This window comes from Pseudarthrobacter sp. MDT1-56 (assembly GCF_059383555.1).
The window spans coordinates 197085-223772 of the sequence record NZ_JBWZCK010000002.1; the positions used below are offsets into that span (position 1 = coordinate 197085).

General features: G+C 67.7%; 27 protein-coding genes and 1 tRNA gene. 23 read left to right on the top strand and 5 right to left on the bottom strand.

What is annotated here, in order from left to right:
* Positions 1 to 49: 49 nt before the first annotated feature.
* From AC50YC_RS04145 to AC50YC_RS04160, 4 genes are read left to right on the top strand one after another with little or no spacing between them, the layout of a single operon-like run.
* On the top strand, positions 50 to 589 hold the full coding sequence (locus AC50YC_RS04145) for a hemerythrin domain-containing protein (protein WP_494952327.1): 540 nt from the start codon (positions 50 to 52) through the stop codon (positions 587 to 589).
* Between the two features lie 9 nt (positions 590 to 598).
* Positions 599 to 2755, top strand: coding sequence for a 4-alpha-glucanotransferase (gene malQ, locus AC50YC_RS04150; protein ID WP_494952328.1), 2157 nt, complete (start codon positions 599 to 601; stop codon positions 2753 to 2755).
* A 15-nt stretch (positions 2756 to 2770) separates the two neighbouring features.
* Entirely contained in the window at positions 2771 to 3409 is a 639-nt protein-coding gene (locus tag AC50YC_RS04155; protein ID WP_494952329.1) for an alkaline phosphatase family protein, read from the top strand.
* Entirely contained in the window at positions 3351 to 3593 is a 243-nt protein-coding gene (locus AC50YC_RS04160; protein WP_494952493.1) for an alkaline phosphatase family protein, read from the top strand. The genes AC50YC_RS04155 and AC50YC_RS04160 overlap by 59 nt, the downstream gene beginning before the upstream one ends.
* A gap of 54 nt (positions 3594 to 3647) precedes the next feature.
* Here AC50YC_RS04160 and AC50YC_RS04165 read toward each other — a convergent pair whose 3' ends face one another.
* Together AC50YC_RS04165 and AC50YC_RS04170 are read right to left on the bottom strand one after the other, a co-directional pair.
* Positions 3648 to 4196, bottom strand: coding sequence for a hypothetical protein (locus AC50YC_RS04165; RefSeq protein WP_494952330.1), 549 nt, complete (start codon positions 4194 to 4196; stop codon positions 3648 to 3650).
* Positions 4197 to 4867: 671 nt separating this feature from the next.
* A tRNA-Leu gene (locus AC50YC_RS04170) sits at positions 4868 to 4950 on the bottom strand.
* Positions 4951 to 5113: 163 nt separating this feature from the next.
* Here AC50YC_RS04170 and AC50YC_RS04175 point away from each other — a divergent pair.
* Positions 5114 to 6418 carry a M20/M25/M40 family metallo-hydrolase gene (locus AC50YC_RS04175; protein ID WP_494952331.1) on the top strand — a complete coding sequence of 435 codons (1305 nt, stop codon included), beginning with the start codon at positions 5114 to 5116 and terminating at the stop codon, positions 6416 to 6418.
* A 19-nt stretch (positions 6419 to 6437) separates the two neighbouring features.
* Complete coding sequence (locus AC50YC_RS04180) at positions 6438 to 7625, top strand: acyl-CoA dehydrogenase family protein (RefSeq protein ID WP_494952332.1); 1188 nt, start codon at positions 6438 to 6440, stop codon at positions 7623 to 7625.
* A 10-nt stretch (positions 7626 to 7635) separates the two neighbouring features.
* Here AC50YC_RS04180 and AC50YC_RS04185 read toward each other — a convergent pair whose 3' ends face one another.
* Positions 7636 to 7869 (bottom strand): DUF5703 family protein, encoded by a 234-nt coding sequence (locus AC50YC_RS04185; RefSeq protein ID WP_024366712.1) that lies wholly within the window; start codon positions 7867 to 7869, stop codon positions 7636 to 7638.
* Positions 7870 to 7908: 39 nt separating this feature from the next.
* Here AC50YC_RS04185 and AC50YC_RS04190 point away from each other — a divergent pair, with 39 nt between their 5' ends.
* Complete coding sequence (locus tag AC50YC_RS04190; RefSeq protein ID WP_494952333.1) at positions 7909 to 8172, top strand: hypothetical protein; 264 nt, start codon at positions 7909 to 7911, stop codon at positions 8170 to 8172.
* A gap of 24 nt (positions 8173 to 8196) precedes the next feature.
* Here AC50YC_RS04190 and AC50YC_RS04195 read toward each other — a convergent pair whose 3' ends face one another.
* A complete protein-coding gene (locus AC50YC_RS04195) occupies positions 8197 to 9132 on the bottom strand; it encodes an aldo/keto reductase (RefSeq protein WP_494952334.1) in 936 nt (311 codons plus the stop codon).
* Between the two features lie 52 nt (positions 9133 to 9184).
* Between AC50YC_RS04195 and AC50YC_RS04200 the strand changes: the two genes are divergently transcribed.
* Both AC50YC_RS04200 and mshC read left to right on the top strand, forming a co-directional pair.
* Positions 9185 to 10018, top strand: coding sequence for an undecaprenyl-diphosphate phosphatase (locus AC50YC_RS04200; protein ID WP_494952335.1), 834 nt, complete (start codon positions 9185 to 9187; stop codon positions 10016 to 10018).
* 15 nt (positions 10019 to 10033) lie between these two features.
* Entirely contained in the window at positions 10034 to 11314 is a 1281-nt protein-coding gene (gene mshC / locus AC50YC_RS04205) for a cysteine--1-D-myo-inosityl 2-amino-2-deoxy-alpha-D-glucopyranoside ligase (RefSeq protein ID WP_494952336.1), read from the top strand.
* On the opposite strand, the gene AC50YC_RS04210 is transcribed toward mshC, so the two are convergent.
* On the bottom strand, positions 11311 to 12216 hold the full coding sequence (locus tag AC50YC_RS04210; RefSeq protein ID WP_354170633.1) for a PAC2 family protein: 906 nt from the start codon (positions 12214 to 12216) through the stop codon (positions 11311 to 11313). The genes mshC and AC50YC_RS04210 overlap by 4 nt on opposite strands.
* A 131-nt stretch (positions 12217 to 12347) precedes the next feature.
* On the opposite strand from AC50YC_RS04210, the gene AC50YC_RS04215 reads away from it, so the two are divergent.
* The 14 genes from AC50YC_RS04215 (at position 12348) to tatA (ending at position 26667) form a co-directional block, all read left to right on the top strand.
* The gene (locus AC50YC_RS04215; RefSeq protein WP_494952337.1) at positions 12348 to 13097 is read left to right on the top strand and encodes an HAD family hydrolase; all 750 of its coding nucleotides are present in this window, start codon (positions 12348 to 12350) and stop codon (positions 13095 to 13097) included.
* Entirely contained in the window at positions 13090 to 14298 is a 1209-nt protein-coding gene (locus AC50YC_RS04220; RefSeq protein ID WP_494952338.1) for a site-2 protease family protein, read from the top strand. The genes AC50YC_RS04215 and AC50YC_RS04220 overlap by 8 nt, the downstream gene beginning before the upstream one ends.
* 113 nt (positions 14299 to 14411) lie before the next feature.
* A complete protein-coding gene (locus AC50YC_RS04225) occupies positions 14412 to 15527 on the top strand; it encodes a tRNA (adenine-N1)-methyltransferase (RefSeq protein WP_494952339.1) in 1116 nt (371 codons plus the stop codon).
* Positions 15528 to 15609: 82 nt separating this feature from the next.
* Complete coding sequence (gene arc, locus AC50YC_RS04230; RefSeq protein ID WP_494952340.1) at positions 15610 to 17385, top strand: proteasome ATPase; 1776 nt, start codon at positions 15610 to 15612, stop codon at positions 17383 to 17385.
* Between the two features lie 59 nt (positions 17386 to 17444).
* Positions 17445 to 19055, top strand: a complete 1611-nt coding sequence (gene dop / locus AC50YC_RS04235) for a depupylase/deamidase Dop (RefSeq protein ID WP_494952494.1) — start codon at positions 17445 to 17447, stop codon at positions 19053 to 19055.
* Between the two features lie 89 nt (positions 19056 to 19144).
* Positions 19145 to 19348 carry a ubiquitin-like protein Pup gene (locus AC50YC_RS04240; protein WP_024365265.1) on the top strand — a complete coding sequence of 68 codons (204 nt, stop codon included), beginning with the start codon at positions 19145 to 19147 and terminating at the stop codon, positions 19346 to 19348.
* 92 nt (positions 19349 to 19440) lie between these two features.
* Positions 19441 to 20274, top strand: coding sequence for a proteasome subunit beta (gene prcB / locus AC50YC_RS04245; RefSeq protein WP_494952341.1), 834 nt, complete (start codon positions 19441 to 19443; stop codon positions 20272 to 20274).
* A gap of 1 nt (position 20275) precedes the next feature.
* Positions 20276 to 20983 carry a proteasome subunit alpha gene (prcA, locus tag AC50YC_RS04250; RefSeq protein WP_494952342.1) on the top strand — a complete coding sequence of 236 codons (708 nt, stop codon included), beginning with the start codon at positions 20276 to 20278 and terminating at the stop codon, positions 20981 to 20983.
* A gap of 1 nt (position 20984) precedes the next feature.
* Positions 20985 to 22349, top strand: a complete 1365-nt coding sequence (gene pafA, locus AC50YC_RS04255; protein ID WP_224046525.1) for a Pup--protein ligase — start codon at positions 20985 to 20987, stop codon at positions 22347 to 22349.
* Positions 22350 to 22459: 110 nt separating this feature from the next.
* Positions 22460 to 23392: an FKBP-type peptidyl-prolyl cis-trans isomerase gene (locus AC50YC_RS04260; protein ID WP_494952343.1), complete on the top strand. Its 933-nt coding sequence runs from the start codon at positions 22460 to 22462 to the stop codon at positions 23390 to 23392.
* A gap of 45 nt (positions 23393 to 23437) precedes the next feature.
* Positions 23438 to 23833: an FKBP-type peptidyl-prolyl cis-trans isomerase gene (locus AC50YC_RS04265; RefSeq protein WP_354170650.1), complete on the top strand. Its 396-nt coding sequence runs from the start codon at positions 23438 to 23440 to the stop codon at positions 23831 to 23833.
* 112 nt (positions 23834 to 23945) lie between these two features.
* Positions 23946 to 25946, top strand: coding sequence for a helix-turn-helix transcriptional regulator (locus AC50YC_RS04270; protein ID WP_494952344.1), 2001 nt, complete (start codon positions 23946 to 23948; stop codon positions 25944 to 25946).
* A 26-nt stretch (positions 25947 to 25972) separates the two neighbouring features.
* Positions 25973 to 26362, top strand: a complete 390-nt coding sequence (locus AC50YC_RS04275; RefSeq protein WP_494952345.1) for a hypothetical protein — start codon at positions 25973 to 25975, stop codon at positions 26360 to 26362.
* Positions 26363 to 26397: 35 nt separating this feature from the next.
* The gene (gene tatA / locus AC50YC_RS04280) at positions 26398 to 26667 is read left to right on the top strand and encodes a Sec-independent protein translocase subunit TatA (RefSeq protein ID WP_354350235.1); all 270 of its coding nucleotides are present in this window, start codon (positions 26398 to 26400) and stop codon (positions 26665 to 26667) included.
* The last annotated feature ends 21 nt before the right edge of the window (positions 26668 to 26688 follow it).

Consider the following 26688-nt stretch of genomic DNA (forward strand, 5'->3'; position numbering starts at 1 on the left):
AGTGGGAAGAGAGCGCGCATGCCCCTATCCAGCAGAACCGGGAGACGTCATGGATCAGCCAGCGGCCAGCACCGTCAACCAGAACGCCGATGAGGACGCCGAGGCCCTGGCGGCGGTGGAGCAGCACCACGCGGGCATGCTCAAGCGGCTCAGCGCGCTGACGGCGACACTGGTCCGCGCCGTCCGGACGGGTGACGCGGTGGCGGAGCACGACGCCCATGAGGTGCTGGTGGAGTGGTGCGAGACCGACCTCGTCCCGCATGCGCTCGCTGAGGAGGGCCCGCTGTACAGCGCGCCCCGGAACCTGCCGCAGGGAAAGCTGCTCGTGGAGGGGATGCTGGCCGAGCATCAGGTGATCGTCGGACTGGTCGAGGAACTGCGGGGATCCACCGGGGTGGACGCCGCCGTGGCCGCCGGTTCCATCCGGAACATCTTCGCCCTGCACCTGGAGAAGGAAAACCGGCTCCTGATGCCGTTCATCGTTGCCTCCCCGGAGCTGTCCCTGGCGCGCGCCGTCGAGGGCCTGCACGAACTGGTCGGCGAAACCCACGTCCATCGACACGGCACGGGTCCCGGGGGCAGCGTCTAGAGTTGCCCCATGGCTGATGGCATGCACCACCACAACGGGTCCAGCGCACCCCTACTGCTGCGGGAACTCGCCGCGGCCCACGGCGTGGGGACGTCCTACTGGGGCTGGGACGGCGTGGAACGCTCCGTCGCGGACGGCACCCTGCGCAGCGTCCTGGCCGCGCTGGGCGTCCCGGCCGCGGACCCGCAGGAGATGGAACGGTCCCTGGCTGAGGCCCGCCGGGCACCGTGGCGGCGCCTGCTGCCGGCGGTCGCCGTTGCCCGTGAAGGGCAGGAGTTCCACGTCAACGTCCATGTACCGCACGGAAGCGCCGTCAACGTCTGGATCATCGCAGAAGACGGCCGGCGGTATGAGGCGACGCAGCGCGAGAACTTGGACGCACCGGTCGACGTGGACGGCGTCCTCACCGGCCGGGCCGTGTTCGCTGTCCCGGACCACGTGCCCCTCGGCTGGCACACCCTGCTGGCGGACAACGAGGGCACGGTGGCCCAATGCCCACTCATCGTCACGCCGCGGAGGCTCCGCACGACCGAGGCGCTCGCCGGCCGGCGGAACTGGGGCCTGACCGCGCAGCTCTATTCCGTGCGGTCCTCCCGCTCCTGGGGGATCGGCGATTTCTCCGACCTCGCCGATCTCGCCGCCATGACCGGGCAGGAGGGCGCCGGGTTCCTGCTGGTCAACCCGCTGCATGCCGCCGAGCCCCGGCCGCCGGTCGAGGACTCGCCCTACCTGCCCACGACCCGGCGTTACTTCAACCCGCTCTACCTCCGGGTGGAGGAGATCCCCGAATACGGCTACCTCGACCCGGCCGGCCGGGCCGAGGTGGAGCGGCTGGCCAATCAGCAGCACGCCGCGAACCATTCCACCGGGCTGCTGGACCGCAACTCCAGCTACGGCGCCAAACTCGCTGCCCTTGAGCTGCTGTTCGGCGTCCCGCGCGACCCCGCCCGTACCCTGGCGTTCGCTGACTTCTGCGCCGGGGAGGGGCGGGGACTCGACGACTTCGCCCTGTGGTGCGCCCTGGCCGAGAAGCTCGCCCCCGACGCCCCCCAGTGGGCGGCGGAAGCCTCCTCGCCCGGCACTGCCTACTGCAAGGAGCAGCGGGCCCTGCTGGGTGGCCGGATCGAATTCCACCGCTGGCTGCAGTGGCTCTGCGACCAGCAGCTCGAGGCCGCCCAGCGCTCGGCCCGGCTGTCGGGCATGGAAATCGGCGTCATCCACGATCTTGCGGTCGGCGTGAAACCCGGCGGGGCGGACGACTGGTCGCTTGCCGGGGTGCTGGCCCGGGACGTCACGGTCGGCGCCCCGCCGGACATGTTCAACCAGCAGGGACAGAACTGGACCCAGCCGCCCTGGCACCCGGGCCGGCTCGCCGAATCAGGCTACGCCGCCTACCGGGACATGCTCCGGACCGTGCTGCGCCATGCCGGCGGAATCCGGGTGGACCACATCCTGGGGCTGTTCCGTCTGTGGTGGATCCCGGCCGGGGCCGGGCCGGAGCAGGGCACCTACGTCTACTACGACCACGAGGCGCTGATTGGTATCCTTGCCCTGGAGGCGCAGCGGGCCGGAGCGATCGTGATCGGCGAGGACCTGGGCGTGTTTGAGCCGTGGGTCCGGGACTATCTGGCCGAACGCGGGATCTTTGGCACGTCGATCCTCTGGTTCGAGCACGACGCCGACGGACCCATCCCGCCGGAACGGTACCGGCAGCAGTGCCTGACCAGCGTCAACACCCACGACCTTCCCCCGACCGCCGGCTACCTGGCCGGTGACCACGTCACCCTCCGCGAATCACTGGGCCTGCTCCAGCGTCCGGTGGACGAGGAACGCGCCGAGGCCGCCGCTGAGCAGCAGGCCGTACTCGGCCTCCTGCGGGAACGCGGTCTTCTGCCGGAACCGGGTCACCAGGACGTGCAGGCCACCGTCGAGGCGCTCTACGCTTTCACCACCCTCACGCCCTCGTCCCTGCTGGGCGTCGCCCTGGTGGACGCGGTGGGGGAGACCCGGACGCAGAATCAGCCCGGGACCAGCACGCAGTACCCCAACTGGCGCGTACCACTGGCCGGTCCGCGCGGACCCGTCCTGCTCGATGCGCTGCAGGCCGATCCCAGGTTCCGTTCGCTCGTCGGAACCATCCGGTCCGCGCTGCCCCCGGACGCCTAGCGGCGGTGGGACGCAGTGAGGCGCGTTGCCAGTCCCTCCCTGGCCATTGTCCTTGCACTGGGCCTGCTTCTGGCCGGGTGCACTTCGTCTCCGCCCGGCCCCGCCCGGGCCGGGACGATCGATCACGTCGTCATCATCGTGATGGAGAACAAGGCCGCCAGCCGGATACTGGGAGCCGATGATGCCCCGTACCTCAACTCTCTGGCAAAGGACCACGCCCTGGCAGCCAACTATCATGCGATAACCCGGCCCAGCCTGCCGAACTACATTGCCCTGACCAGCGGCTCCACCGCCGGCATCACCAGCAACTGCGACCCCGAGGCACCCAGCTGCCAGGCAGATGTGCGGACCATTACCGACGAAATCACCACGTCGGGGCGGGAATGGCGGATGTATGCCGAAGGAATGCCCGGCCCGTGCCTGGCCAAGGACTCCGGACGATACTCGGTAAAGCACAACCCGTTTATGTACTACCCGTCCGTGACGGAGGACAGGGAGCTGTGCGCCCACCACGTGGTGCCCTTGAGCTGGCTGGACGAGGGCCTGAAGCCCGGTCCGGACCGGCGACGACTGGCTGTCCCGGCAAATACCCAAAATCCTCGCCTCACCGGCGTTCACCACAAAGAACTCCCTGCTGGTGGTCACGTTCGATGAGGGCAGCCGTGGCAGCAACCGGGTCGCCACGGTCTTCGCCGGACCCGCCGCGCGGAAAGGCTACGTCTCGGACACCCGCTACACCCACTATTCCCTGCTCCGCACGATCGAAGACGCCTGGGGCCTGGACCCGCTGACGGAGAACGACCGGAATGCCGCCCGCATGGCCGAACTGCTGAAATAGCTTTGGTCAGCTGGCCGCAGTGGCCAAAGCGGATTAGAAGAACCCTGTGAAGGACTACCCTTGCTGCGTGCCGACGGCCAGTTCCCTGACCCACTCCGGGGTGGCCTGGCCGAGGCGCCGGTCGGTGACGAGGCGGAGCCTGGCGGCCGCGCTCTGCACGCCTGGGTCGAGGGAGGCGGCACGGTGTCCGGGGCCGGCGGCTTCCGACGGCGGGGCGATGGTCGGCCGGGCCGGGGCGCTGTCCAGCGGGTCTTCCCAGGCCACCGTGATGATTTTGAGTTCCTCCGGGCTGGCCAGTCCGCTGTCGGCCAGGACCGCCAGGACACCCAGGCCCAGTTCGGCCCGGCGCGGGTCAGCGGCGAGGGAGCTGTCCAGGGCCCACTGGGCGCGGTTCCACCATTCGCTCCGGTTGTCCGCTTCCCGTTGCTGGACCAGCGCGGCCGTGTCAGCGGCGGCGCGCTGCTGCAGGGTGCGCAGGCTGATGGCGGCACCGATGACCGCCGCGAGCAGCACGGCCAGCGGACCCAGGGCGGCGAGGACCTCCCACCACTCGGCGGGGCCGGTCTGGACGAAAACGTCGACGGGAGCTGGGGAGGGTGTCACGGCACCAGCTTAGGCCCCGTGCTGCCTGGCGCCCCTCGCGGCTGACGGGGCAGATGACGGCAACCCGGTCCTTTTGGCCCTCAGTCCCGGCGCCGGCCAGCATCAGGGGCCCATGGCGGGAACTACTTCCGGAGGAGGGACGAACCTGAGATCATTCAAGCAGGGGAGAGACTACAACAACCGGGCCGGCCGCGTGCCGTCCCACACCGAGGTATCCCTGGAGGACCCACATGCATCCTCTGTTCCTGATTGGTATCGTCCTCACTGCGGCGGTTCTCTGGATGGCTTTTACTTGGGGCATGCTCGCCCATCTCGCTCGTTCTGAACGCCGGGCAGGGCTGAGAGCTCCCCGCAAGAGTGCTGATGCTTTCGGGCGGAGGCATGGGGCCGGAACCCCGAGAAGACTCAAGCTGCGGCGCCGGGGGACGTCGCGGCGGGTCCCCATGCACCATCCAATGAGGTAGCCGCTACCCGTGAACCGGACCCGGCGTCTGCCTGGCGTCTTGCCCACCCGCTGTGCGCTGAAGCTGCGGTGGCTGCTTCACCCCGCGGGAGGTCATTACCTCGCTCCACGACGCGACCGGCCCAAGTGTGTCCACTGAGAATGCCGTGGGTGGGCGGGGACAGAAAAAAACCCCCAGAATCCTTGGATTCTGGGGGTTTTCCCGTTGTGCGCGGAGGGGGACTTGAACCCCCACCCCCTTTCGAGGACTAGCACCTCAAGCTAGCGCGTCTGCCATTCCGCCACCCGCGCAGGTGGTATTCGGTGTACCTTTTCGCCTTTCAGCGTTTCGGTTTTCTCCGAAGCAGCGAGAAAGACTCTAGCATGAACTTTCCCGAAACAAATAATCGGGGCCGGAACAGGCATGTGGGTAGGCTGAAGCCAGCAAAAGAGCCGACGCCACGAGGAGTGAAACATGACTGATATCAGGCCCGAGGACGAAGTCGTCAGAATCTGCCAGGAACTGATCCGGATCGACACGTCCAACTACGGCGACGGTTCCGGCCCGGGGGAGCGGGCGGCCGCCGAATACACCGCGGGGCTGATGACCGAAGTGGGGCTGGACGCCGAAATCTTCGAGGCCGCCCCGGGCCGCGCCAGCGTGGTGACCAGGCTGGCCGGGGAGGACCCCTCCGCCAGCGCCCTCGTGGTCCACGGGCACCTGGACGTTGTCCCCGCACTGCGCGAGCAGTGGTCGGTGGATCCCTTCGGCGCGGAACTCAAGGACGGCATGATCTGGGGCCGCGGCGCCGTGGACATGAAGGATATGGACGCCATGATCCTCTCCGTTCTGCGGAATTTCGCCCGCACCGGACGCAAGCCCAAGCGGGACCTGATCTTCGCCTTCTTCGCCGACGAGGAAGCCGGCGGCACCTACGGCGCCCGCTACGCGATCGAGAAGCGCCCAGAACTCTTCGACGGCGCCACCGAGGCCATCTCCGAAGTGGGCGGTTTCTCCGCAACCATCGGCGGGCAGCGCACGTACCTGCTGCAGACCGCCGAAAAGGGCCTGTCCTGGCTGCGCCTTGTCGCGCACGGCCGCGCCGGCCACGGCTCCCAGATCAACACGGACAACGCCGTCACGCGCCTGGCCAGTGCAGTGTCCCGGATCGGGGAATACCGCTGGCCGGTGGAGCTGACGCCCACCACGCGGCAGTTCCTTGACGGCGTGACGGAACTCACGGGTGTGGAGTTCGACCCCGACGACCCGGACAAGATCCTCAAGGAGCTCGGCACCGTGGCCCGCTTCGTCGGCGCCACCCTGCAGAACACCACCAACCCGACCCTGCTCAAGGGCGGCTACAAGCACAATGTGATCCCTGAATCGGCGGAGGCCCTCATCGACTGCCGCACCCTGCCCGGCCAGGAGGATCACGTCCTCGAAATCGTCCGCGAACTCGCCGGCAAGGGCGTGGACGTGAGTTACGTCCACAATGACGTCTCCCTTGAGGTTCCGTTCGCCGGTAACCTCGTGGACTCGATGATCGACGCGCTGCACGCCGAGGACCCGGGAGCCAAAGTCCTGCCCTACACACTCTCCGGCGGCACGGACAACAAGTCCTTGAGCCGCCTGGGCATCATCGGGTACGGCTTCGCGCCACTCCAGCTCCCGGACGAACTGGACTTCACCGGGATGTTCCACGGCGTGGACGAACGCGTCCCCACCGACTCCCTGAAGTTCGGCGCCCGGGTACTGGACACCCTGCTCACCAACTACTGAGGACCGAAAGACACCGCCCATGAGCCCTGAAGCTGCCCTGTCCGACGTCCTGCCAGATGCCCTGCTGGAACGGATCCGCGGGCGCGCCGCCGGCTACGACCGGGACAACGCCTTTTTCCACGAGGACCTCGCGGAGCTGGCCGAGGCCGGCTACTTGAAAATCTTCGTTCCGGCGTCCGACGGCGGCCTGGGACTCGGGCTCCAGGCGGCGGCGCAGCTGCAGCGGCGGCTGGCGACGGCGGCGCCGGCCACCGCGCTGGCAGTCAACATGCATCTTGTCTGGACCGGCGTCGCGCACGTCCTGGCCGCCCGGGGCGACACGTCACTGGACTTTGTCCTCCGCGAGGCCGCGCAGGGTGAGATCTTCGCGTTCGGGAACTCGGAGGCGGGCAACGACTCGGTGCTCTTCGACTCCCGCACCACGGCTGTCCCGCAGGCCGGCGGCGGGTATGCCTTCACCGGCCGCAAGATCTTCACGAGCCTCTCGCCGGCGTGGACCCGGCTGGGGATCTTCGGGGAGGACGCGTCTGCCGCGGACGGCGCAGGGCAACTTGTCCACGGATTCCTCACCAGGAACACGGCCGGGTACGAAATTCTGGCCGACTGGGACACCCTGGGCATGCGGGCCAGCCAGTCGAACACGACCGTCCTGGACGGCGCGGTGGTGCCGGCGGAGCGGATCTTCCGGAAGCTGCCGGTCGGCCCGAACGCGGACCCGCTGATCTTCGCCATCTTCGCCTGCTTCGAGACGCTGCTGGCGGCGGTCTACACGGGCATTGGCGAACGGGCCCTCGCCCTGGGCGTTGAGGCCGTGAAGGGGCGGACGTCCTTCAAGAACGGCGGGCGCAGTTACGCCCAGGATCCCGACATCCGCTGGAAGGTGGCGGACGCTGCCATGGCGATGGATGCGCTGTACCCCCAGCTCTCCAGCGTCGCCGCGGACGTGGACGCGCTGGCCGACCATGGCAGCCAGTGGTTCCCGAAGCTGGTCGGGCTCAAGGTCAGTGCGACGGAGACGGCCCGCACGGTCGTGGACCTGGCCATCAGGGTGTCCGGGGGATCGAGCTACTTCCGCGGTTCCGAACTGGAACGGCTGTACCGTGACGTGCTGGCGGGGATGTTCCACCCCTCGGACGACGAATCGGCGCACAACACCGTGGCCAATGCGTGGCTGGGACCGCTCGAGAAGCCCTGGACGGTCCGCTGAACCCCAGGACCTAGACGGTCCGCTGGACCTGGGTGACCCGGCGGCGGAGCCAGAACCGGCGGCCGCCGCCAAGATACAGCACGCTGCGCTCCAGTTCCCACTTGCCGTACTCGGAGTGTTCCACCAGTCGGCGGCGCGCTTCCGGCAGGGAATCTTCAGGACTTACCGTCAGTACGAGGTACTCGTACTGCCTCACATAGTCCCGTTCCCGCCGGACTGAACTGCTGAGAAAATGTTCCTTCATTGCTCTCCATTTTCTTCCTTTTCCGGCTAACGTGAAGTCATGAGCATCGATCCGCGTGTCGCGCTTGAAGCCTTCACGGCTGCCCTGGAAGAACACCTCGCCGCTGCGTCAGCACGCCGGGGGCCCGGGGACCCCGCGGTCGAGGCAGCGTTTTTTACTGTTGCTGATGCCTTTGAAGTCTACGACGACTCTCTCTATGAAGCGTACGGCGAAGTGACGGGACTTGGGGTCCTTGATGAGGACAGCGATGACGACGAGGAAGAAGACGTCGACGACGAGGAAGACCTCGAAATTCTCCAGTGACTGACTCGGTCCGCGGGACGCCGCTCAGGCGTGGCTGGACACATCCTCGAGGGCCTGGGCGATCTGCGGCGGAAGCGGTGCCAGCGTTGAGTCCAGGATCTCCTTGAGCTGCACCGGGGTGCGGGGGCCGACGATCGCCGTCGCCACGCCGTGCTGGGACAGCAGCCAGCTCAGCGAAACGTCGAGGGCTGTCCGGCCCAAACCCTTCGCCGCCATCGCAACGGCCTCCACCACGCTGGACGAGGTCCCCTCCAGGTACGGCTCCACATAGCCGGCCAGCCGCGCATGGGCTGCCCGTGAGTCCACCGGAATGTGCCCGCGGTACTTGCCGCTCAACACCCCGCGCCCCACCGGACCCCACGCCATCAGGCCCAGGCCGGCGTCCTCGACAGCGGGGATGAGTTCAGCTTCGGGGGAGCGGTGCAGCAGGGAGTATTCGGACTGGTTCGCGACCAGCGGGAAGCCCGCGACCGCTGCGGCTTTGGCGGTCTGCCAGCCGTTGTAGTTGGACACTCCCGCGTAGCGGGCCCGGCCCGACCGGACGGCGAATTCGAGCGCGGACAGGGTCTCTTCCAGCGGGACGTTGGGGTCCCAGGCGTGGGCGAACCAGAGGTCGACGTAGTCGGTGCCCAGCCGGGCGAGGCTTGCATCCAGGCCGGAGAGCATTCCGTTCCGGGACGTGTCGACGCTGCGGCGGCCATCCGACGTCGACAGTCCCGCTTTTGTGGAGATGACCACTTCGGAGCGGGCAACAACGTCGCCCAGCATGCCGCCCAACATCGCCTCTGCCTGGCCCTCGCCGTAGGAGGCGGCCGTGTCGATCAGGGTTCCGCCGCCGTCCACGAAAGTGCGCAGAAGAGCCGAGGCATCCTGCTCATCGGTTTCCCGGGCCCAGGACATGGTGCCGAGGGAAAGGGAGGACACGCGCAACCCACTGTTGCCGACATAACGCTGCTGCATGTCAGCAAGCTTACGGGGGTTCGGTCGGCTTCATGACGTAGGGTCTATCTACGTGAACTGGTTTGAAGCGGCCTTTCTGGGCCTTGTGCAGGGACTGACAGAATTCCTCCCGATTTCCTCAAGCGCCCATCTGCGGATCGTTGGCTCCTTCCTCCCCAACGCCGCCGATCCAGGGGCCGCCTTTACGGCAATCACCCAGCTGGGCACGGAAACCGCGGTCATCGTCTACTTCTGGCGCGACATTGTGCGGATCATCACGGCGTGGGCCGCATCCCTGACCGGCAAAGTTTCGCGGCAGAACCCCGACGCCAGGATGGGCTGGCTGGTGATCCTGGGCAGCCTGCCGATCATCGTCCTCGGACTGCTGTTCCAGGACCAGATCGAGTCCGTGCTCCGCAGCCTCTGGGTCGTGGCCACGATGCTGATTGTCTTCGGCATGATCCTCGCCGTCGCCGACGCGATCGGACGCCAGGAACGCGAACTCACCCAGCTGACGTATAAACACGGCATCCTCTACGGCCTGGCCCAGGCCATGGCACTGATCCCCGGGGTCTCCCGCTCCGGCGGCACGATCACCGCCGGGCTGCTGATGGGCTACACCCGCGAAGCGGCAGCCCGCTATTCGTTCCTGCTGGCGATCCCGGCAGTGTTCGGCAGCGGTTTGTACCAGCTCTACAAAGTGGCCTCCAAAGACGGCATCACCGGCCCCTACAGCCTGCCGGAAACGGCACTGGCCACGGCCGTCGCGTTTGTGGTGGGCTACATCATCATCGGCTGGTTCCTGAAGTACGTCTCGACCCACGGCTACCGGCTCTTCGTCTGGTACCGGATTCTGCTCGGCCTGGCCCTCTACCTGCTGCTCGGTTTCAACGTCATCAGCGCCTAGCACTAGGCTTGGGCTGTGAAGTCTTGGATCTCCCGCCCCGTTCCCCAGCTCCCGGGCCGCATGCCTGCCCTCCGCCTCTTCGACACCGCTAAGGGCAGCGTCGTCACCATCGGGGCAGCAGGCGAACAGTCAATGTATGTCTGCGGAATCACGCCGTATGACGCCACGCACATGGGCCATGCCGCCAGCTACGTCGCGTTCGACCTGCTCAACCGCGCCTGGCGGGACGGCCGCCAGCAGGTGTCCTACGTCCAGAACGTCACCGACGTCGACGACCCCCTGCTGGAGCGCGCGACGGCCACCGGAGTGGACTGGCGCGATCTCGCCGCCAGCCAGATCGAGCTCTTCCAGACAGACATGGAAGCCCTCAACGTGCTGGCCCCGGACCACTATGTAGGTGCGGTGGAAGCCATTCCCCTGATCGTCCCCGCCATTGAGCGACTGGTCAAGCGGGGTTTGGCCTACCGTGTCGCCGGCAGCGCCGGGGAGCCCGACGGGGACTTCTACTACGACGTCGAAGCGGCCGGCAAGCACTCCGCCGAAGCCACGGACGCCTGGACCCTCGGCGCCGTCTCCGGATTGTCCGACGCCGAGATGCTCGAGCTTTTTGCGGAACGCGGCGGCGACCCCGGCCGCGCCGGGAAACGCCAGGCGCTGGACCCGCTGCTCTGGCGGGTTGCCCGTGAGGGCGAACCGAGCTGGCCCGGCGACGGGCTGGGGGAGGGACGGCCAGGCTGGCACATCGAATGTACCGTCATCGCCCAGAAGTACCTGCCCGCCCCGTTCACCGTGCAGGGCGGCGGCTCGGACCTGATCTTCCCGCACCACGAAATGGGCGCCGGGCATGCCTATTCCCTGTCCGGGGTGCCGCTGGCACAACACTTCGCACACGCCGGCATGGTGGGGCTCGACGGAGAAAAGATGAGCAAGTCCAAGGGAAACCTGGTCCTGGTCTCCAAACTCCGCGCCGCCGGCGAGGACCCGGCCGCGATCCGGCTGGCCATCCTGGCCCACCATTACCGCAGCGACTGGTCATGGACCGAGGCCGGGTTCGCCCAGGCCAAGGAACGGCTCCGCACCTGGCGGGCTGCCCTGGACGTCGCGCCCGAAGGCTCGGCTGACGGGCTGGTGTCCCGGCTGCGGGCCGAACTCTCCAAGGACCTGAACGCCCCCGGGGCCGTCGCCGCCATGGATGAGTGGGCCGCGGCCGCCCTTGGGGCCGCGCAGGCCGGATCCGCCTTCGACGCCGCGCTGGCGGGCGACGCCATCAACGCCCTGCTGGGCGTCGAACTCTAAGGCTTGTCCTTGCCGCGGCGCTTGAGGTAGCGCTCGAATTCACGGGCGATCGACTCGCCGCTGGCCTCCGGGAGGTCGGCGGTGTCTTTCGCTTCCTCGAGTTGGCGCACATACGCCGCGATCTCGGGGTCCTCAGTGGCCAGTTCGTCCACACCGCGTTCCCACGCGTCGGACTCCTCGACGAGCTCCTGGGTGTCAAGCGGAACCTGCAGGAGCTCCTCGATACGGTGCAGCAGCGCCAGCTGCGCCTTGGGGGAAGGTGCCTGCGCCACGTAATGCGGCACGGCGGCCCAGAGTGAGACCGTGGGCAGCCCGGCGAGCAGCGCAACCTCGGCGAGGACGCCCACGATCCCCACGGGACCCTCGTACTGCGAGGCCTCAAGGTCCATCCGCTCACGCAGCGCAGGGTCATCCGTCGACGTGCTTACCGGGATCGGCCGGCTGTGCGGCACGTCGGCGAGGAGGGCACCGACCAGGATGACGTAGTCCACGTGGAGTGCCTCGGCATGGACCAGCAGTTCGGCGGTGTAGGCCCGCCACTTGTACGACGGCTCAGTGCCCTGGACGAAAATGACGTCCACCTTGGAGTCGGGAACGCTGGCTTTGAAAATGCGGGTGGAGGGCCATTTGATCTTCCGCTCCCCGGACGCCGTGCGGCGGATTGTGGGCCGGGTGAACTGGAAGTCGTAGTACTCGTCGGCGTCGACCGAACCGACTTTCTTGCCGCCCCAAAGCTTGTTGAGGTAACGCAGGGCATCGCTTGCAGCCTCGCCGGCGTCGTTCCAGCCTTCGAAGGCGGCAAGCATCACCGTGATGCGCCGGCCCTCGGGGACGGGCTGCAGCAGCCGTTCCGGCTCGGGCACGTCGCCCGTTTCCGCGGGGTCTACCTCGAAGCTATTCATCCCTTCACCCTACGTCCAAGGACCCGGCCGCCGCAGGGAATGAAGCGCCGGGAATCGGCGACCCGCGGGCGATATTCGCCGTAGGCGTAGTAATCAGGCCCCTCACAGGGCCGCCCCGTAGACTGGAAGGCATGCAATCCTCAGTTCCCCAGCCCCTGCTCAAAGCCGCGCTCTGGGACATGGATGGCACCATCGTGGACACCGAGCCGTACTGGATCGAGGCCGAGCACGCCCTGGTTGCCGCGCACGGCGGGCAGTGGTCCCATGAAAAGGCCATGCAGCTGGTGGGCCAGTCCCTGGTCTTCTCCGCGGGTATCCTGCAGGACGCAGGGGTGGCGCTGGAGCGCCGGGAGATCATCGACATCCTGACGGCCCATGTCATCAGCCAGGTCCGCACCTCCGTGCCCTGGCGGCCCGGTGCCCGCGAACTGTTGGAGGAACTCCACACGGCGGGGATCCGCTGTGCCCTCGTGACCATGTCCGAGGCCCCGCTGGCCCGGGAGATTGTGGCCAGCCTGCCCAGGCCCTACTTCGATTTCCTCGTCACCGGCGACACCGTCACGCAGGGCAAGCCGCACCCCGAGGCGTACCTCAAAGCTGTCGAGCTGCTGCAGGAACAGGACCCGGAACTCGGCCTGCAGCACTGCATCGCGCTGGAGGACTCCGGGCCGGGCGTGGCGGCCGCCGTCGCCTCCGGCGTGCTGACCGTCGCCATCCCGCATATCGTGCCGCTGCCACAGGATCCCCGCCACGCCATGTGGGACACCCTCGCGGGGCGTACCGTAGGCGACCTCGAAGAGCTCGTCGCCCTGCGCCACGAGTTCCCGGACGCCACTTTCGGCTCGGGCAGCGGCGCAGTAAAGGTGCCGGTCCATGACTGACACCGACACCCGCGGCCGCAGCGGGCAGGATCCGCAGAAGCAGGGCCGCAAAGAGGGTATTTCGCTGGGGCGCATCGCCGGCATCCCGGTCATCCTCGCCTATTCGTGGTTCATCATTGCGGCGTTCACCGTGATCGTCTACGGCCCGGTGCTGCAGGCAAACAACCCGTACCTCGGCATTGGCGCTTACTTCGTGGCGTTCGCCTACGCTGTCCTGCTGCTGATTTCGGTGCTGGTGCATGAGCTCGCGCACGCACTGACGGCGAAGATCTACCGCTGGCCCAGCGAAAAGATCGTCCTCAACCTCTGGGGCGGCCACACCCAGTTTGAAAGCTTCACGGCGTCACCCGGACGCTCCGTTATCGTCGCCATGGCTGGCCCGGCGGCCAACTTGGTCCTCGCCGCCGGCGGCTGGCTCCTGCTGACCGCGGGCGACCTCACCGGCGTCGCGGGAATCCTGACCAACATCTTTGTCTGGGCCAACCTGCTGATCGGCATCTTCAACGTCCTGCCCGGGCTGCCGCTGGACGGCGGCCGGCTGGTCGAATCCGCCGTCTGGAAGCTGACCGGCAGCCAGGAAAAGGGCACCGTGGCGGCCGGCTGGGGCGGGCGGATCATCGTGATCGCCCTCGTGGCCTGGTTCGTGGCACTGCCCCTGCTCAGCGGCGGCCGGCCCGACATCTCCCTGATGCTCATCACGGTCCTCGTCGGCAGCTTCCTCTGGATGGGCGCCACCGCCTCGATTGAGCAGGCGCGGCTGCGTAGCCGCCTGCCGTCCGTGGAAGCCGGCGCGCTGGCCGAACCCGCCGTGGGCCTCCCGGAAGGCGCGTCCGTGGCGGACGTGCTGGCGCTGGCCCCGGATCCCACCACGGGTGCGGCTCCCGCCGTCGTGCTCTACCGCCCGGACGGGCGTCCGGCCGCCGTGGTGGACACCGGGGCAGTCGCCACGGTTTCCGCGGCCGCCGCCGCCACCACACCCCTCACGGCGGTGTCCTACGCCCTCGGCGCGGGCGCCTACGTGCCCGAGTGGTCCAGGGGACAGGAACTGATCCAGTACCTGGCCCAGCTCGACGGCCTGGAATACGCCGTCGTCGACCGCGACGGAACCGTCACCGGCCTGCTGCGGCAATCCGCCGTCCTTGGTGCCCTCACGGGCAAGAACCCAGGGTCCGGCAAGCGGATGTTCGGCCAAAGCCGGTAGAGTTACCTGCCGGTCGTGTATTTCCGGCCCGGGCGCACGGCCCTGGGCGCAAGCAGCCGGACCGCCGGCACTTTCCGCGGCCACACAGCTTTACAGGAGCGAGGAACATTTTCATGAGCAGCGACACCGCCGCCAGCACCAGCCCCAACGACGCCGGAACAGCCGACGGCGCGGCCATCAGCCCGGCCCCCGGCACAGAGGCCCCGGCGGCCAGCCCGGCACGTGCCGGCGGCGCTCCCGTCGGCGCAGCACGCCGCCGCGGACCGTTCCGGGAGGGCGAACGCGTGCAGCTCACCGACGAGCGCGGGCGCATGAACACGATCAGCCTCGAAGCTGGCGGAGCCTTCCACACGCACCGCGGCTTCCTGAACCACGACGAGATCATCGGCAGGCCGGACGGCTCCGTGGTGGTCAACAACGTCGGCCAGCAGTACCAGACGCTCCGCCCGCTGCTCTCGGACTTCGTCCTCTCGATGCCCCGCGGCGCAGCCGTCGTCTACCCCAAGGACGCCGGCCAGATCGTCACCATGGCGGACATCTTCCCCGGCGCACGCGTCGTCGAGGCCGGCGTCGGCTCCGGCGCCCTGTCCATCTCGCTGCTCCGCGCGGTCGGCGACAACGGCTACCTGCACTCCTTCGAGCGCCGGGAAGAATTCGCGGACATCGCCCGCGGCAACGTCGAGACTATCTTCGGCGGCCCGCATCCAGCCTGGCAGATCTCCATCGGTGATTTCCAGGAGGAAGTCGTCCGCACCGAGGAGCCCGGGTCCGTGGACCGCGTGGTCCTGGACATGCTGGCCCCGTGGGAATGCCTCGACGCGGTTGCCACCGTCCTGGCCCCCGGTGGCGTGTGGATCAACTACGTCGCCACCGTGACCCAGCTGTCCCGGACCGCGGAAGCCATCCGCGCCGACGGCCGCTTCACCGAACCCGACGCCTGGGAATCCATGGTCCGCGGCTGGCACCTTGAGGGCCTGGCAGTCCGTCCGGACCACCGGATGGTCGCGCACACCGGCTTCCTGCTGGTCACCCGGCGGCTGGCCGACGGCGTCACGGGCATCTCCGTGAAACGGCGCCCGTCCAAAACCGACTTCAACGAAGAGGACGTCAACGCCTGGACGCCCGGGGCGGTGGGGGAGCGCGCCGTCTCGGACAAGAAACTGCGCCGGGCCGCCCGCGACGCCATTGCCGGGACCAACGTCAAGGACGATCCGGATATTACGAAGTAGTCCGTATTTCGGAAGTCTTCAGCGGGGTCCGGCTTCTTGGGGCTAATGTCTTAATAGAAGCGTAGGAAGGGGCTGATGCACGATGGAGACTCCGAACACCGATCCGGGCCAGACGCCGGCAGAGGATGCGTCCGCATCCGCGGGGCAGGCGCACGCCGCCAGCGAACTGTCCGTGGCCGAGCGGCAGGTCAATATCCTCCGGGACAAGCTCCGGCATATTGACCGCCAGCTCGCCGCCGCGACGCAGAACAACTCCAAGCTCGTGGGCATGCTGGAAACCGCGAAAGCGGAAATCCTCCGGCTGAAGAACGCCCTCGACCAGGAAGGCCAGCCGCCGTACAGCTTCGGCACGGTGCTGCAGCTGAACCCGAAACGCCACCCCTCCGCCGGCAACGGCGGGCAGGCCGCCACCGAGGAATCGGTCGACATCTTCAACGCCGGCCGCAAGATGCGTGTCGGGATCAGCCCACTGGTCAACATGAACCAGCTGGCCGTCGGCCAGGAAGTCCTTCTCAATGAGGCGCTGATGGTGGTCGCCGGGCTGGGCTATGAACGGGCCGGGGACCTTGTCACGCTGAAGGAAATGCTGGGCGCGGACCGTGCCCTGGTGGTGGGCCGTGCGGATGAGGAACGTGTCATCCGGCTTTCCGGCGCCCTGCTTTCGCAGAAGCTCCGGGTCGGCGACGCCCTCTCGATCGATTCCCGCACCGGCTACGCCCTCGAAAAGATCCCGCGCTCCGAAGTGGAGAACCTCGTCCTCGAGGAAGTGCCGGACATCACCTACCAGGACATCGGCGGCCTCGGACCGCAGATCGAACAGATCCGCGACGCCGTGGAACTGCCGTTCCTGCATCCGGACCTGTACCGCGAACACGGGCTCAAGGCCCCGAAAGGCATCCTGCTCTACGGCCCGCCGGGCTGCGGCAAGACGCTGATCGCCAAGGCAGTCGCCAACTCCCTCGCCGCCCGGGCTGCCGAACGCACGGGCAAAACGGACATGAAGAGCTACTTCCTGAACATCAAGGGACCGGAACTGCTGGACAAGTACGTCGGCGAGACCGAACGGCACATCCGGCTGATCTTCGCCCGCGCCCGGGAAAAGGCCTCCGAGGGCAGCCCGGTGGTGGTGTTCTTCGACGAGATGGACTCGCTGTTCCGCACCCGCGGCACAGGCATCTCCTCCGACGTCGAAACGACCATCGTCCCGCAGCTGCTCAGCGAGATCGACGGCGTGGAGCGGCTCGACAACGTGATCGTGATCGGCGCCTCCAACCGTGAGGACATGATCGACCCCGCGATCCTGCGGCCGGGACGGCTCGACGTCAAGGTCAAGATCCACCGCCCCGATGCGGAGGCCGCGGCGGACATCTTCAACAAGTACATCACCGCCGACCTTCCCTTCCACGAGTCCGACCTCGCCGAGCACCACGGCGATGTGCAGGCCACCGTGGACGCGATGGTCCAGCGCACCGTCGAGGCCATGTACTCCACCGACAAGTCCAACGAATACCTCGAAGTCACCTACGCCAACGGCGACACCGAAATGCTCTACTTCAAGGACTTCAACTCCGGGGCCGTGGTGCAGAACGTCGTGGACCGGGCCAAGAAGTACGCCATTAAGGACCTGCTCACCGTGGGCCAGAAGGGCATCCGGATCGACCACCTGCTGCGCGCCGTGGTCGACGAATTCCGCGAGCACGAGGACATGCCCAACACCACCAACCCGGATGACTGGGCACGGATCTCGGGCAAGAAGGGCGAACGCATCACGTACATCCGCACGATCGTCCAGGGCAAAGCGGGGCAGGAACCCGGCAAGTCCATCGAGACGATGCCGAGCACGGGCCAGTACCTGTGACGTCGGCGGTGCCCGGCAGGCCGGCCGGCGTATCGGGCGGGCTGCCGGTCGGCGGCGCCATGCGGGTGATGGGCTCGGAAACCGAATACGGCATCCACGCGCCCTCCGCACCGGGCGCCAACGCCACGATGATGTCCGCCCGGGTGATCCAGGCCTACGCCCAGGTGACCCGGCAGCGCGCCGCCGGCGGGGCCGAGACCCGCTGGGACTACACCGACGAGGAACCGCTGCATGACGCCCGCGGCTGGACGCTGGAGCGCAGCCAGGCCGAACCGGACCAGCTGACCGACCAGCCGCCCGTCCTCGACGCCGAGGCTGTCGCCCTGGCCTACGGCCGGCAGGAGCTCGAAGCCGACGGCGAGGACGAGTCCGGCACACTGCTGATGAACATGGTGCTCGGTAACGGTGCCCGGCTTTATGTCGACCATGCCCACCCCGAGTACTCCAGCCCGGAAGTAACCAGCCCGCGCGACGCCGTCGCGTGGGATGCTGCCGGAGACCTCGTGGCCCTCGCCGCGGTGCGGCGCCTGGCGTCGGATCCGGAGCTGCCGCCGGTCAACCTGTACAAGAACAACACGGACAACAAGTCGGTCTCCTACGGCTCCCACGAGAACTACCTCATGCCCCGCTCGGTGCCGTTTGGGGACATTGTCCGCGGCCTGACGCCGTTCTTCGTCACCCGCCAGATTTTCTGCGGCGCCGGCCGGGTCGGCATGAAGCAGGACGGCTCCCGCCCCGGCTACCAGATCAGCCAGCGGGCGGACTTTTTCGAGACCGAAGTCGGCCTCGAAACCACGATCCGCCGGCCCATCATCAACACCCGCGACGAACCCCACGCGACCGCGGACAAGTATCGGCGGCTGCACGTCATCATCGGTGACGCCAACCTCAGCCAGACCGCCAATTACCTGAAGTTCGGCACCACAGCGCTGGTGCTGAGCCTGATCGAGGCCGGGCTGGCCCCGAAGCTGGAAGTCCATGAGCCGGTTGCCTCGCTGCAGGCAGTCAGCCACGACACCTCGCTGACCGCCACCCTGCGGCTGCTCGACGGCCGCCGGATCACCGCCCTGGACCTGCAGTGGATCTACTTTGAAGCGGCCGCAAAGCATGCCCAGGACACCGGCGTCGCTGATGCGGTGGACGGGGACGGCCACACCCATGACGTGCTGGAACGATGGTCGGCGACGCTGACCGAACTGGGCAACGACCGCGCAGCGGCTGCGTCCTCCGTGGAATGGCTGGCGAAACTCTCCCTGCTGGAGGGTTACCGGGACCGCGACGGACTGGAGTGGGGCCACGCACGGCTGGGCCTCGTGGACCTGCAGTGGGCGGATATCCGGCCGGAAAAGGGACTCTACTACCGCCTGCTGGCACGGGACCGCATGCAGCGGATCGTCGACGACGGCGTGATCCAGCGGGCGGTCACGGAGCCGCCGTCGGACACCCGGGCCTACTTCCGGGGCCGCTGCGTCAGCCGCTTCGGAGCCGACGTTGTCGGCGCCAGCTGGGACTCCGTGATCTTCGATGTGCCCGGCCGCGGCAGGCTTCAGCGGGTCCCCACCCGGGAACCGCTGCGCGGAACCGAGGCCCTCACCGGCGGCCTCTTCGCCCGGCACCGGGAGGCCGGATCCTTCCTGTCCGAGCTGCTGGGACTCCCTCCCGGTTCGTAGGCCCAAAGAGTCCCGCAGGGGCTCAGGGCGTGGCAATATGGCTTACAGGAAGTCCCTTGCGAAGAAGGGACGGACAGAAGGAGAGAACAATGGCAGGCCAGGAGCAACAGCAGCCGCAGTCGCGGGACACCGAGGTCGACGAAGACGTCCCCGCAGCCCCGCCGGCTCCCGCGGAGGGACAGGCGTCAGCCGCCACCCAGGGCGTCGACGATCTGCTCGATGAGATCGACGGCGTTCTGGAATCCAACGCCGAGGAGTTCGTCCGCGCGTTTGTCCAAAAGGGCGGCCAGTAGCGCACCGCCCGGACCGCGGCGGCGCAGGGGTTGCGCCGGCACAGGGCTGAGGGCCGGAAGTCGTTGATTCACTACGTTGAGGGAGTGCACCAGTGCAGGAAACCACCGCCAACCAGGTAGCAGCCAACGCCACGTCCTCCTTCACCGAACACCTGCAGCGCCAGCGCCCCGATTTGCTGCCTTTCGGCCAGCTTCCGCCCGGCCAGCAGCTCCCGGCAGGGAATGCCGCCACGCCCCTGCAGGCGCCGCACGGGACCACCATCGTCGCGCTGACCTACGCCGGAGGGGTGCTGATGGCGGGGGACCGCCGTGCCACGATGGGCAACATCATCGCCAGCCGGCACATCGAGAAAGTCTTTCCCGCGGACCAGTACTCCGTGCTCGGCATCGCCGGGACCGCGGGGATCGCGCTCGACATCACCCGTCTCTTCCAGGTCGAGCTCGAACACTACGAGAAGATCGAAGGAACACTCCTAAGCCTGGACGGCAAAGCCAACCGGCTCGGGGCGATGGTCCGCAGCAACCTGCCGATGGCGATGCAGGGCCTGGCCGTCGTGCCGCTGTTCGCAGGCTTCGACCGTCCCGCGGGCCTGGGCCGGCTGTTCTCCTACGACGTCACCGGCGGCCGCTACGAGGAGCAGGAACACCACACCGTCGGTTCCGGCTCGATGTTCGCGCGCGGCGCGCTGAAGAAACTCTGGCGGCCCAACCTCCCGGAGCGGGACGCCGTCTCCGTCGCCGTCGAGGCGCTCTACGACGCCGCCGACGACGACTCCGCCACCGGCGGCCCCGATCCCGTCCGGCAACTCTGGCCGGTCGTTTACACCGTCAACCGAACAGGTGCCGTCCGGGTCCCGGAGCGCGAGCTCGCGGAAATGGCCGGCGCCATCATCGAGTCCAGGGCCGTTGCCCAGCGGGAGGCCTGAGATGACCCAGCAGTTCTACGTATCGCCCGAACAACTGATGAAGGACCGCGCGGATTTCGCGCGGAAGGGCATCGCCCGCGGGCGCTCCGTGGTGGTCATCAGCTGCAGCGACGGGATTGCCCTCGTAGCCGAGAACCCCTCGCCGTCACTGCATAAGATCGGCGAAATCTACGACAAGATCGCGTTCGCAGCCGTGGGCAAATACAACGAGTTTGAAAGCCTCCGGCAGGCCGGGGTCCGGTACGCGGATGTGCGCGGCTACTCCTACGACCGGGAGGACGTCACGGCCAGGGGCCTCGCCAGCGTCTACGCGCAGAGCCTGGGGGCGGTGTTCACCGCGGAACAAAAACCCTTCGAAGTCGAACTGGCCGTGGCCGAGGTGGGGTCCTCCCCGGAGGAGGACCACCTCTACCGGCTCACGTTCGACGGGTCGATCGCCGACGAGAACGGGTTCATCGTCATGGGCGGCCAGGCGGACAAGGTCTCCGAGGCCGTCGCGGCGGGCTGGCAGGGCGCCCTGGACTTCGCCGGTGCGATCAGGCTGGCCCTGGCCGGTCTCGTTGCGGACAAGGAAACCACCACGCTGCCGCCCTCGGCCGTGGAGGTGGCGGTGCTGGACCGCGGCTCGGAAAGCAGCCGCGGCACCCGCCGTGCGTTCCGCCGGCTTGAGGACGCAGATATCACGGCATTGCTGGCTGAGGAGAACTGAGATGGACAAGCGCATTTTCGGCATCGAGACCGAATTCGGGATTTCCTATTCAAGCCCGGAGTCCCGTCCGCTGGCCCCCGAGGAGGTGGCCCGTTACCTGTTCCGCAAGGTGGTCAGCTGGGGGAGGTCCTCCAATGTGTTCCTGACCAACGGGTCCAGGCTCTACCTCGACGTCGGGTCCCACCCGGAGTACGCCACCGCGGAATGCGACGACCTCGCCCAGCTGATCGCGCACGACCGGGCCGGGGAACTCATCCTCGACGACCTAGTCGATGAGGCGCAGGAACGGCTCGCGGCGGAGGGCTTCAACGGCACCGTATACCTGTTCAAGAACAACACCGACTCCGCCGGAAACTCCTACGGCAGCCACGAGAACTACCTCATCCCGCGGCGCGGCGAATTCTCCCGGCTGGCCGAGATCCTGATTCCGTTCCTCGTGACACGGCAGCTGATCGCGGGCGCCGGGAAAATCCTCAAAACCCCGCACGGAGCGACGTTCGCGTTCTCCCAGCGGGCAGACCACATCTGGGAGGGCGTCTCCTCCGCCACCACGAGGTCCCGTCCGATCATCAACACCCGCGATGAGCCGCATGCGGACGCCGAGTTCTACCGCCGGCTGCACGTGATCGTGGGCGACTCCAACATGTCGGAGACCACGGCGCTGCTCAAGGTGGGGACCGTGGACCTGATCCTGCGGATGATCGAAGCCGGGGTCATCATGCGCGACATGCGGATGGAGAACCCCATCCGCAGCATCCGGGAAATCTCCCACGACCTCAGCGGCCGCGCCCTGGTCCGGCTCGCGAACGGCCGGCAGCTGACCGCGCTGGAAATCCAGCGCGAATACCTGGGCAAGGTCACGGCGTTCGTCGCGGAGCAAGGCGCCCACAACGCCCACGTCCCGCTGATCCTGGACCTCTGGGAACGCACCCTCGATGCGATCGAGAGCGGAGACACCAGCAAGATCGACACCGAAGTGGACTGGGCGATCAAGAAGAAGCTCATGGACAACTACCGCGAACGGCACAACCTGGGACTGGACGCGCCCCGGATCGCCCAGCTGGACCTGACCTACCACGACATCTCCCGCACCCGCGGGCTCTACTACCTGCTGCAGTCCCGCGGGGCCGTGCGCCGCGTGGTGGATGACACCGCAGTCAAGGACGCGGTGGATGCCCCGCCCCAGACCACCCGCGCCAAGCTCCGCGGCGACTTCGTCCGCCGGGCGCAGGAACTGGGCCGCGACTACACCGTGGACTGGGTGCACCTGAAGCTCAACGACCGCGCCCACCAGACCCTGCTGTGCAAGGACCCGTTCCGCAGTGTGGACGAGCGGGTGGATGCCCTGCTGAACTCTATGGGCTGATACCCAGCTTTCCACGTTATTCTGGAGGGGTGCCGTTCGCGGCCAACGCTTGCTTTGCCGCTGGCATTTGCCCGGCGACGCGTCCATCCTGCCCCGACGAAAGTTCTTAAGTGCGCCGACTACTAGCAATTCTTCTTCCCGGACTGCTGCTGCTGACCGCCTGCGGCGGTGGCGAACCAGCCGCCGCGGAGCCCACCAGCCAGTCCGCTGGCGAGACCGCCAAGCTGGACTCCCTCAAGCTGACGGAGAACGGCGACAAGAAGGCACCCGGTGTTGAATTCGACAAGCCCATTGAGGTTAAGGAACCCACCGTCAAGGTCATCACGGAAGGCGACGGCGACCGGGTCAAGGCCAACCAGATCGCCTCGATCTCCATCGTCGCCCTGAGCGGCAAGGACGGCTCCACCCTGGAGGACACCTTCCCGGGGGAACCGGAGGAGCTCGAACTGACCGACGATCTCAAGACCGAGAGCCCCGTCATCTACAACGCCTTCGTGGGCGCGAAGATCGGCACGCACCTGGCACTGGCCGTTCCCGGCGCGGCAGCCGCTGAAGGCGCCGAAGCGCAGCCCACCCAGCTCCTTGTCGTCAAGGTGCTCTCCGCGAAGGATGCGCCCATGGTCCTGGACAAGCCCGAGGGCGAGACGGTCACCCCGCCGGTCGGCCTGCCGACCGTGAAGGACAATGACAAGGGCATCCCGGAGATCTCCGTCGAGGGCGTCGCCGCCCCGACCGCCCTCGTGTCCCAGGACCTCATCAAGGGCACCGGCCCCGAGGTCAAGGAAACTGACACCCTCACCGTGAACTACGTTGGTGTGGCGCTTGAAGGCGGCAAGGTCTTCGACTCCAGCTTCGACCGCGGCGAGAAGGCCACCTTCCCGCTCACCGGCGTCATCAAGGGCTGGACGCAGGGCCTGACCGGCAAGACGGTCGGCTCCCGTGTCCTCCTGGTCATCCCCAAGGACCTTGCATACGGCGATGAAGGCCAGGGCGACGCGAAGGGCGACCTCGTCTTCGTCGTCGATATCCTCGGCACCAAGTAATCACCACACCCGCACCACCCCCAAGCCACGCTAGAAGGAGCAACCATGTCATTTGGACAGCGCAACATTGACCGCCAGAAGCCGGAAATTGACTTCCCGGAGGGCGCAGTTCCCACCGAACTGGTCATCACCGACCTCATCGAGGGCGACGGCGCCGAGGCCAAGGCCGGCGACACCGTCTCCACCCACTACGTCGGCGTGGCCTGGTCCACCGGCGAGGAGTTCGACGCTTCCTGGGGCCGCGGCGCACCGCTCGACTTCCGTGTCGGCGTCGGCCAGGTCATCCAGGGCTGGGACCAGGGCCTGCTGGGCATGAAGGTCGGCGGCCGCCGCCGGCTCGAAATCCCCTCCGAGCTGGCCTACGGCCCCCGCGGCGCCGGCGGCGCGATCGGCCCCAACGAGGCCCTGATCTTCGTCGTCGACCTCGTCGCCGTCCGCTAATCCCCACCCACGGGCCAACGTACTGCAGGAGCGCGGTAACAATCGGAAAAGTTCTTCCGGCTGTTGCCGCGCTTTTGTCAGTTTCGGGCAGGGACTTTAGTACCCTTGCGGGGTGTCAGCCTCCCGTACCGAACGCCTCCTGAACCTGCTCATCGCCCTGCTCAACACCACCTACGGCCTGCGCCGCAGTGAGCTGCGCGAGAAGGTCTACCACGACACCACCAGCAACGACGTCGCCTTCGGCCGGATGTTCGAACGCGACAAGGGCGAGCTGCGGCGGTTCGGCTTCGACGTCGAGACCGTCATGGACAAGGGCTGGGGTTCGGATGATCCGGCCACCACCCGCTACCGGATCGGTAAGGAATCCAACCGGCTTCCGGACGTCAGCCTCACCCCGGCAGAGTGCACCGTGCTCATTCTCGCGGCCCAGCTCTGGGAGCACGCCGCACTGGGCTCCGCGGCACTCAACGCGGTGCGCAAGCTGCAGGCCTCCGGCGGACTGGTCGACGCCGAACTCCCCGCCGGTGTCCAGCCGCGGATCCGACCCGCCGGGCAGGCGTTCGAGGACCTCGTCGCTGCCATGCACGCCCAGCACCCCGTCAGCTTCCGCTACCTCGCCGGCAGCACCGGCAAGGAAGTGGAACGGCTGGTGGAACCCTGGGGACTCGGCAGCCGCTTCGGCCAGTGGTACCTCGTAGCCCACGACCGGGCCCGCGGCGACAAACGCTTCTTCCGGCTCTCCCGCCTCACGTCCGCCGTGACCGTCCTGGACAAGGAAGGCTTCACCCCGCCCGCGGACTTCAACGTGCGCGCCGAACTGGCCGGGCTGGCGGAATTGCCGGTCCGGACCGCCGCCGTCGATGTCCAGACCGGCAGGCTCCGCGGACTGCGCAAACGCGCCCTCCCCGGCCCCGATGCCGGAACCGGCCCCGGACTGCCCGGTATGGGCCGGGAACGCCTCAGCGTGCCATTCCGGGACGTCGAAACGCTCGCCGAGGAGCTCGCCTCCTACGGTCCCCGGGCCCGCGCGGTGTCCCCGCCCGAACTCGTCAGCTCCGTGCGGCGCCGCCTGTCCGCCGCGGCCGACTTCGCTGCGGCGCCCGTTCCGCCGATCGCCTTCGAGGCGGGCGCTTTCCCCTCGGGGCCCCGGCACGGCCGCAAACGCACCTCCGAGGACCAACTGAGCCGGATGCTGCAACTGGTGCCGTTCCTGGTGCACAACCAGGGCCTGCACATCAGCGAAGTGGCGGCGAAATTCGGGATCACCCGCAAGGAACTCGAAGCGGACCTGCGGATCCTCATCTGCTCCGGCCTGCCCGAGGGCTACCCGGACGACCTGCTGGACATCCAGTGGGACGACGACCACGTCACCATCAGCCAGGACCTCGACCTCAACCGGCCCGTCCGCTTCACCGTCGAGGAAGCCTGCGCCCTGCTGACGGGGCTGGAGACGCTCAACGGTCTGCCCGAGCTGGCCGAAGGCTGTGCCCTTGAATCCGTCACCCTCAAGCTCATGGCGGCGGCGGGGGAGGAGGGCCTCAAAGCGGCCGCGCTGGCGGGCCCCGAGGTGGGCCCGGAGAATTCGGCAGCGCTGGAAACGGCCCGCGAAGCCATCCGGACCGGCGCCCAGCTGCGGCTGCGCTACTTCTCGCCGCTGCGCGATGCAATCTCCGAACGCAACATCGACCCGCTGCGGCTCTATTCGATGGACAACACCTGGTACCTCGAGGCCTACTGCCATTCGGCGCAGGGTCTGCGCAACTTCCGGCTGGACCGGATCGAGGCCCTGGAGACCACCGGGGTGCCCGTCTCGGCGACGGCGGCGCCGGAGACGAGTTTCCCCGTCAAGCTCTTCACCCCCAACGACGACGACACCCTGGTGGTGGTGGAACTGACACGCCGCGGTATCGGACTCGCCGACGAGTACTACGCGGAACGGACGGCGGAACTGCCCGACGGCGGGCTGCTGGCCGAAATCCGCTTCGGCAGCACCGACTGGCTGCCGATGTTCGTGGCGCAGCACGGCGGGACGGCACGGATCCTTCACCCGGGCGGACTGGCGGACGCGTCCCGCGAGTGGCTTGCCGCTGCCCTGGCCCAATATGAAGACTAGCCAGTGCGGCGGCTAGACTACTCAGCATGCCTTGGTGGTCCTGGATCGTGATCTGGATAGCGCTCGTTGCGTTGTCCCTGTTGATCTTTGTTGTGCTCGGCGTCCGCTTGTTCCGGAAGTTCATGGCCACGGTCAAGGAACTCGGGGAAGCGGGGGAACGGTTCTCCACGTTCCCCGCCGCCCCGTCCGCGGACACTGCCGGGGAGGACGGCCAGTCCGTGAACGGCGCAGCGGCCGGGGCCGGCGCGGAACCGCAACCCGAACCCGGGTCCGCCGTTTTTGCCTCCCCTCTGAAGATGGGGCATGATTACCGCGCGTCGAAGTTCGCCCGCCAGGAAACCCGCCGCCAGCGGCGCGTCCAGCGCAAGCTGGACCGTGGCCAGCCCCAGCGGCTGCACGACATCGAATTGAGTTAGACGTAGGATGTATTCAAACGAAAGGACCTCCTGTCATGAGGCTTGAAGGCTGGCATCTCATCATCATCATCGTTCTGGCACTGGTGCTTTTTGCTGCACCGAAGCTGCCCGGCATGGCCCGGAGCCTTGGCCAGTCGATGCGCATTTTCAAGTCCGAGGTCCGGGAAATGAAGAAGGACGGCGCCACCGACGCCGCAGACGGCTCTGAGCCTGTCGAGGGCAGGGTCGTGAACCACCCGAAGTCCACCGGCCCGGAAACCCGCGCCGGAGACGGAACCGACGTTCCGCCGCCGAACCGCGCCTAACACCGCGTGGCAGTAACCATG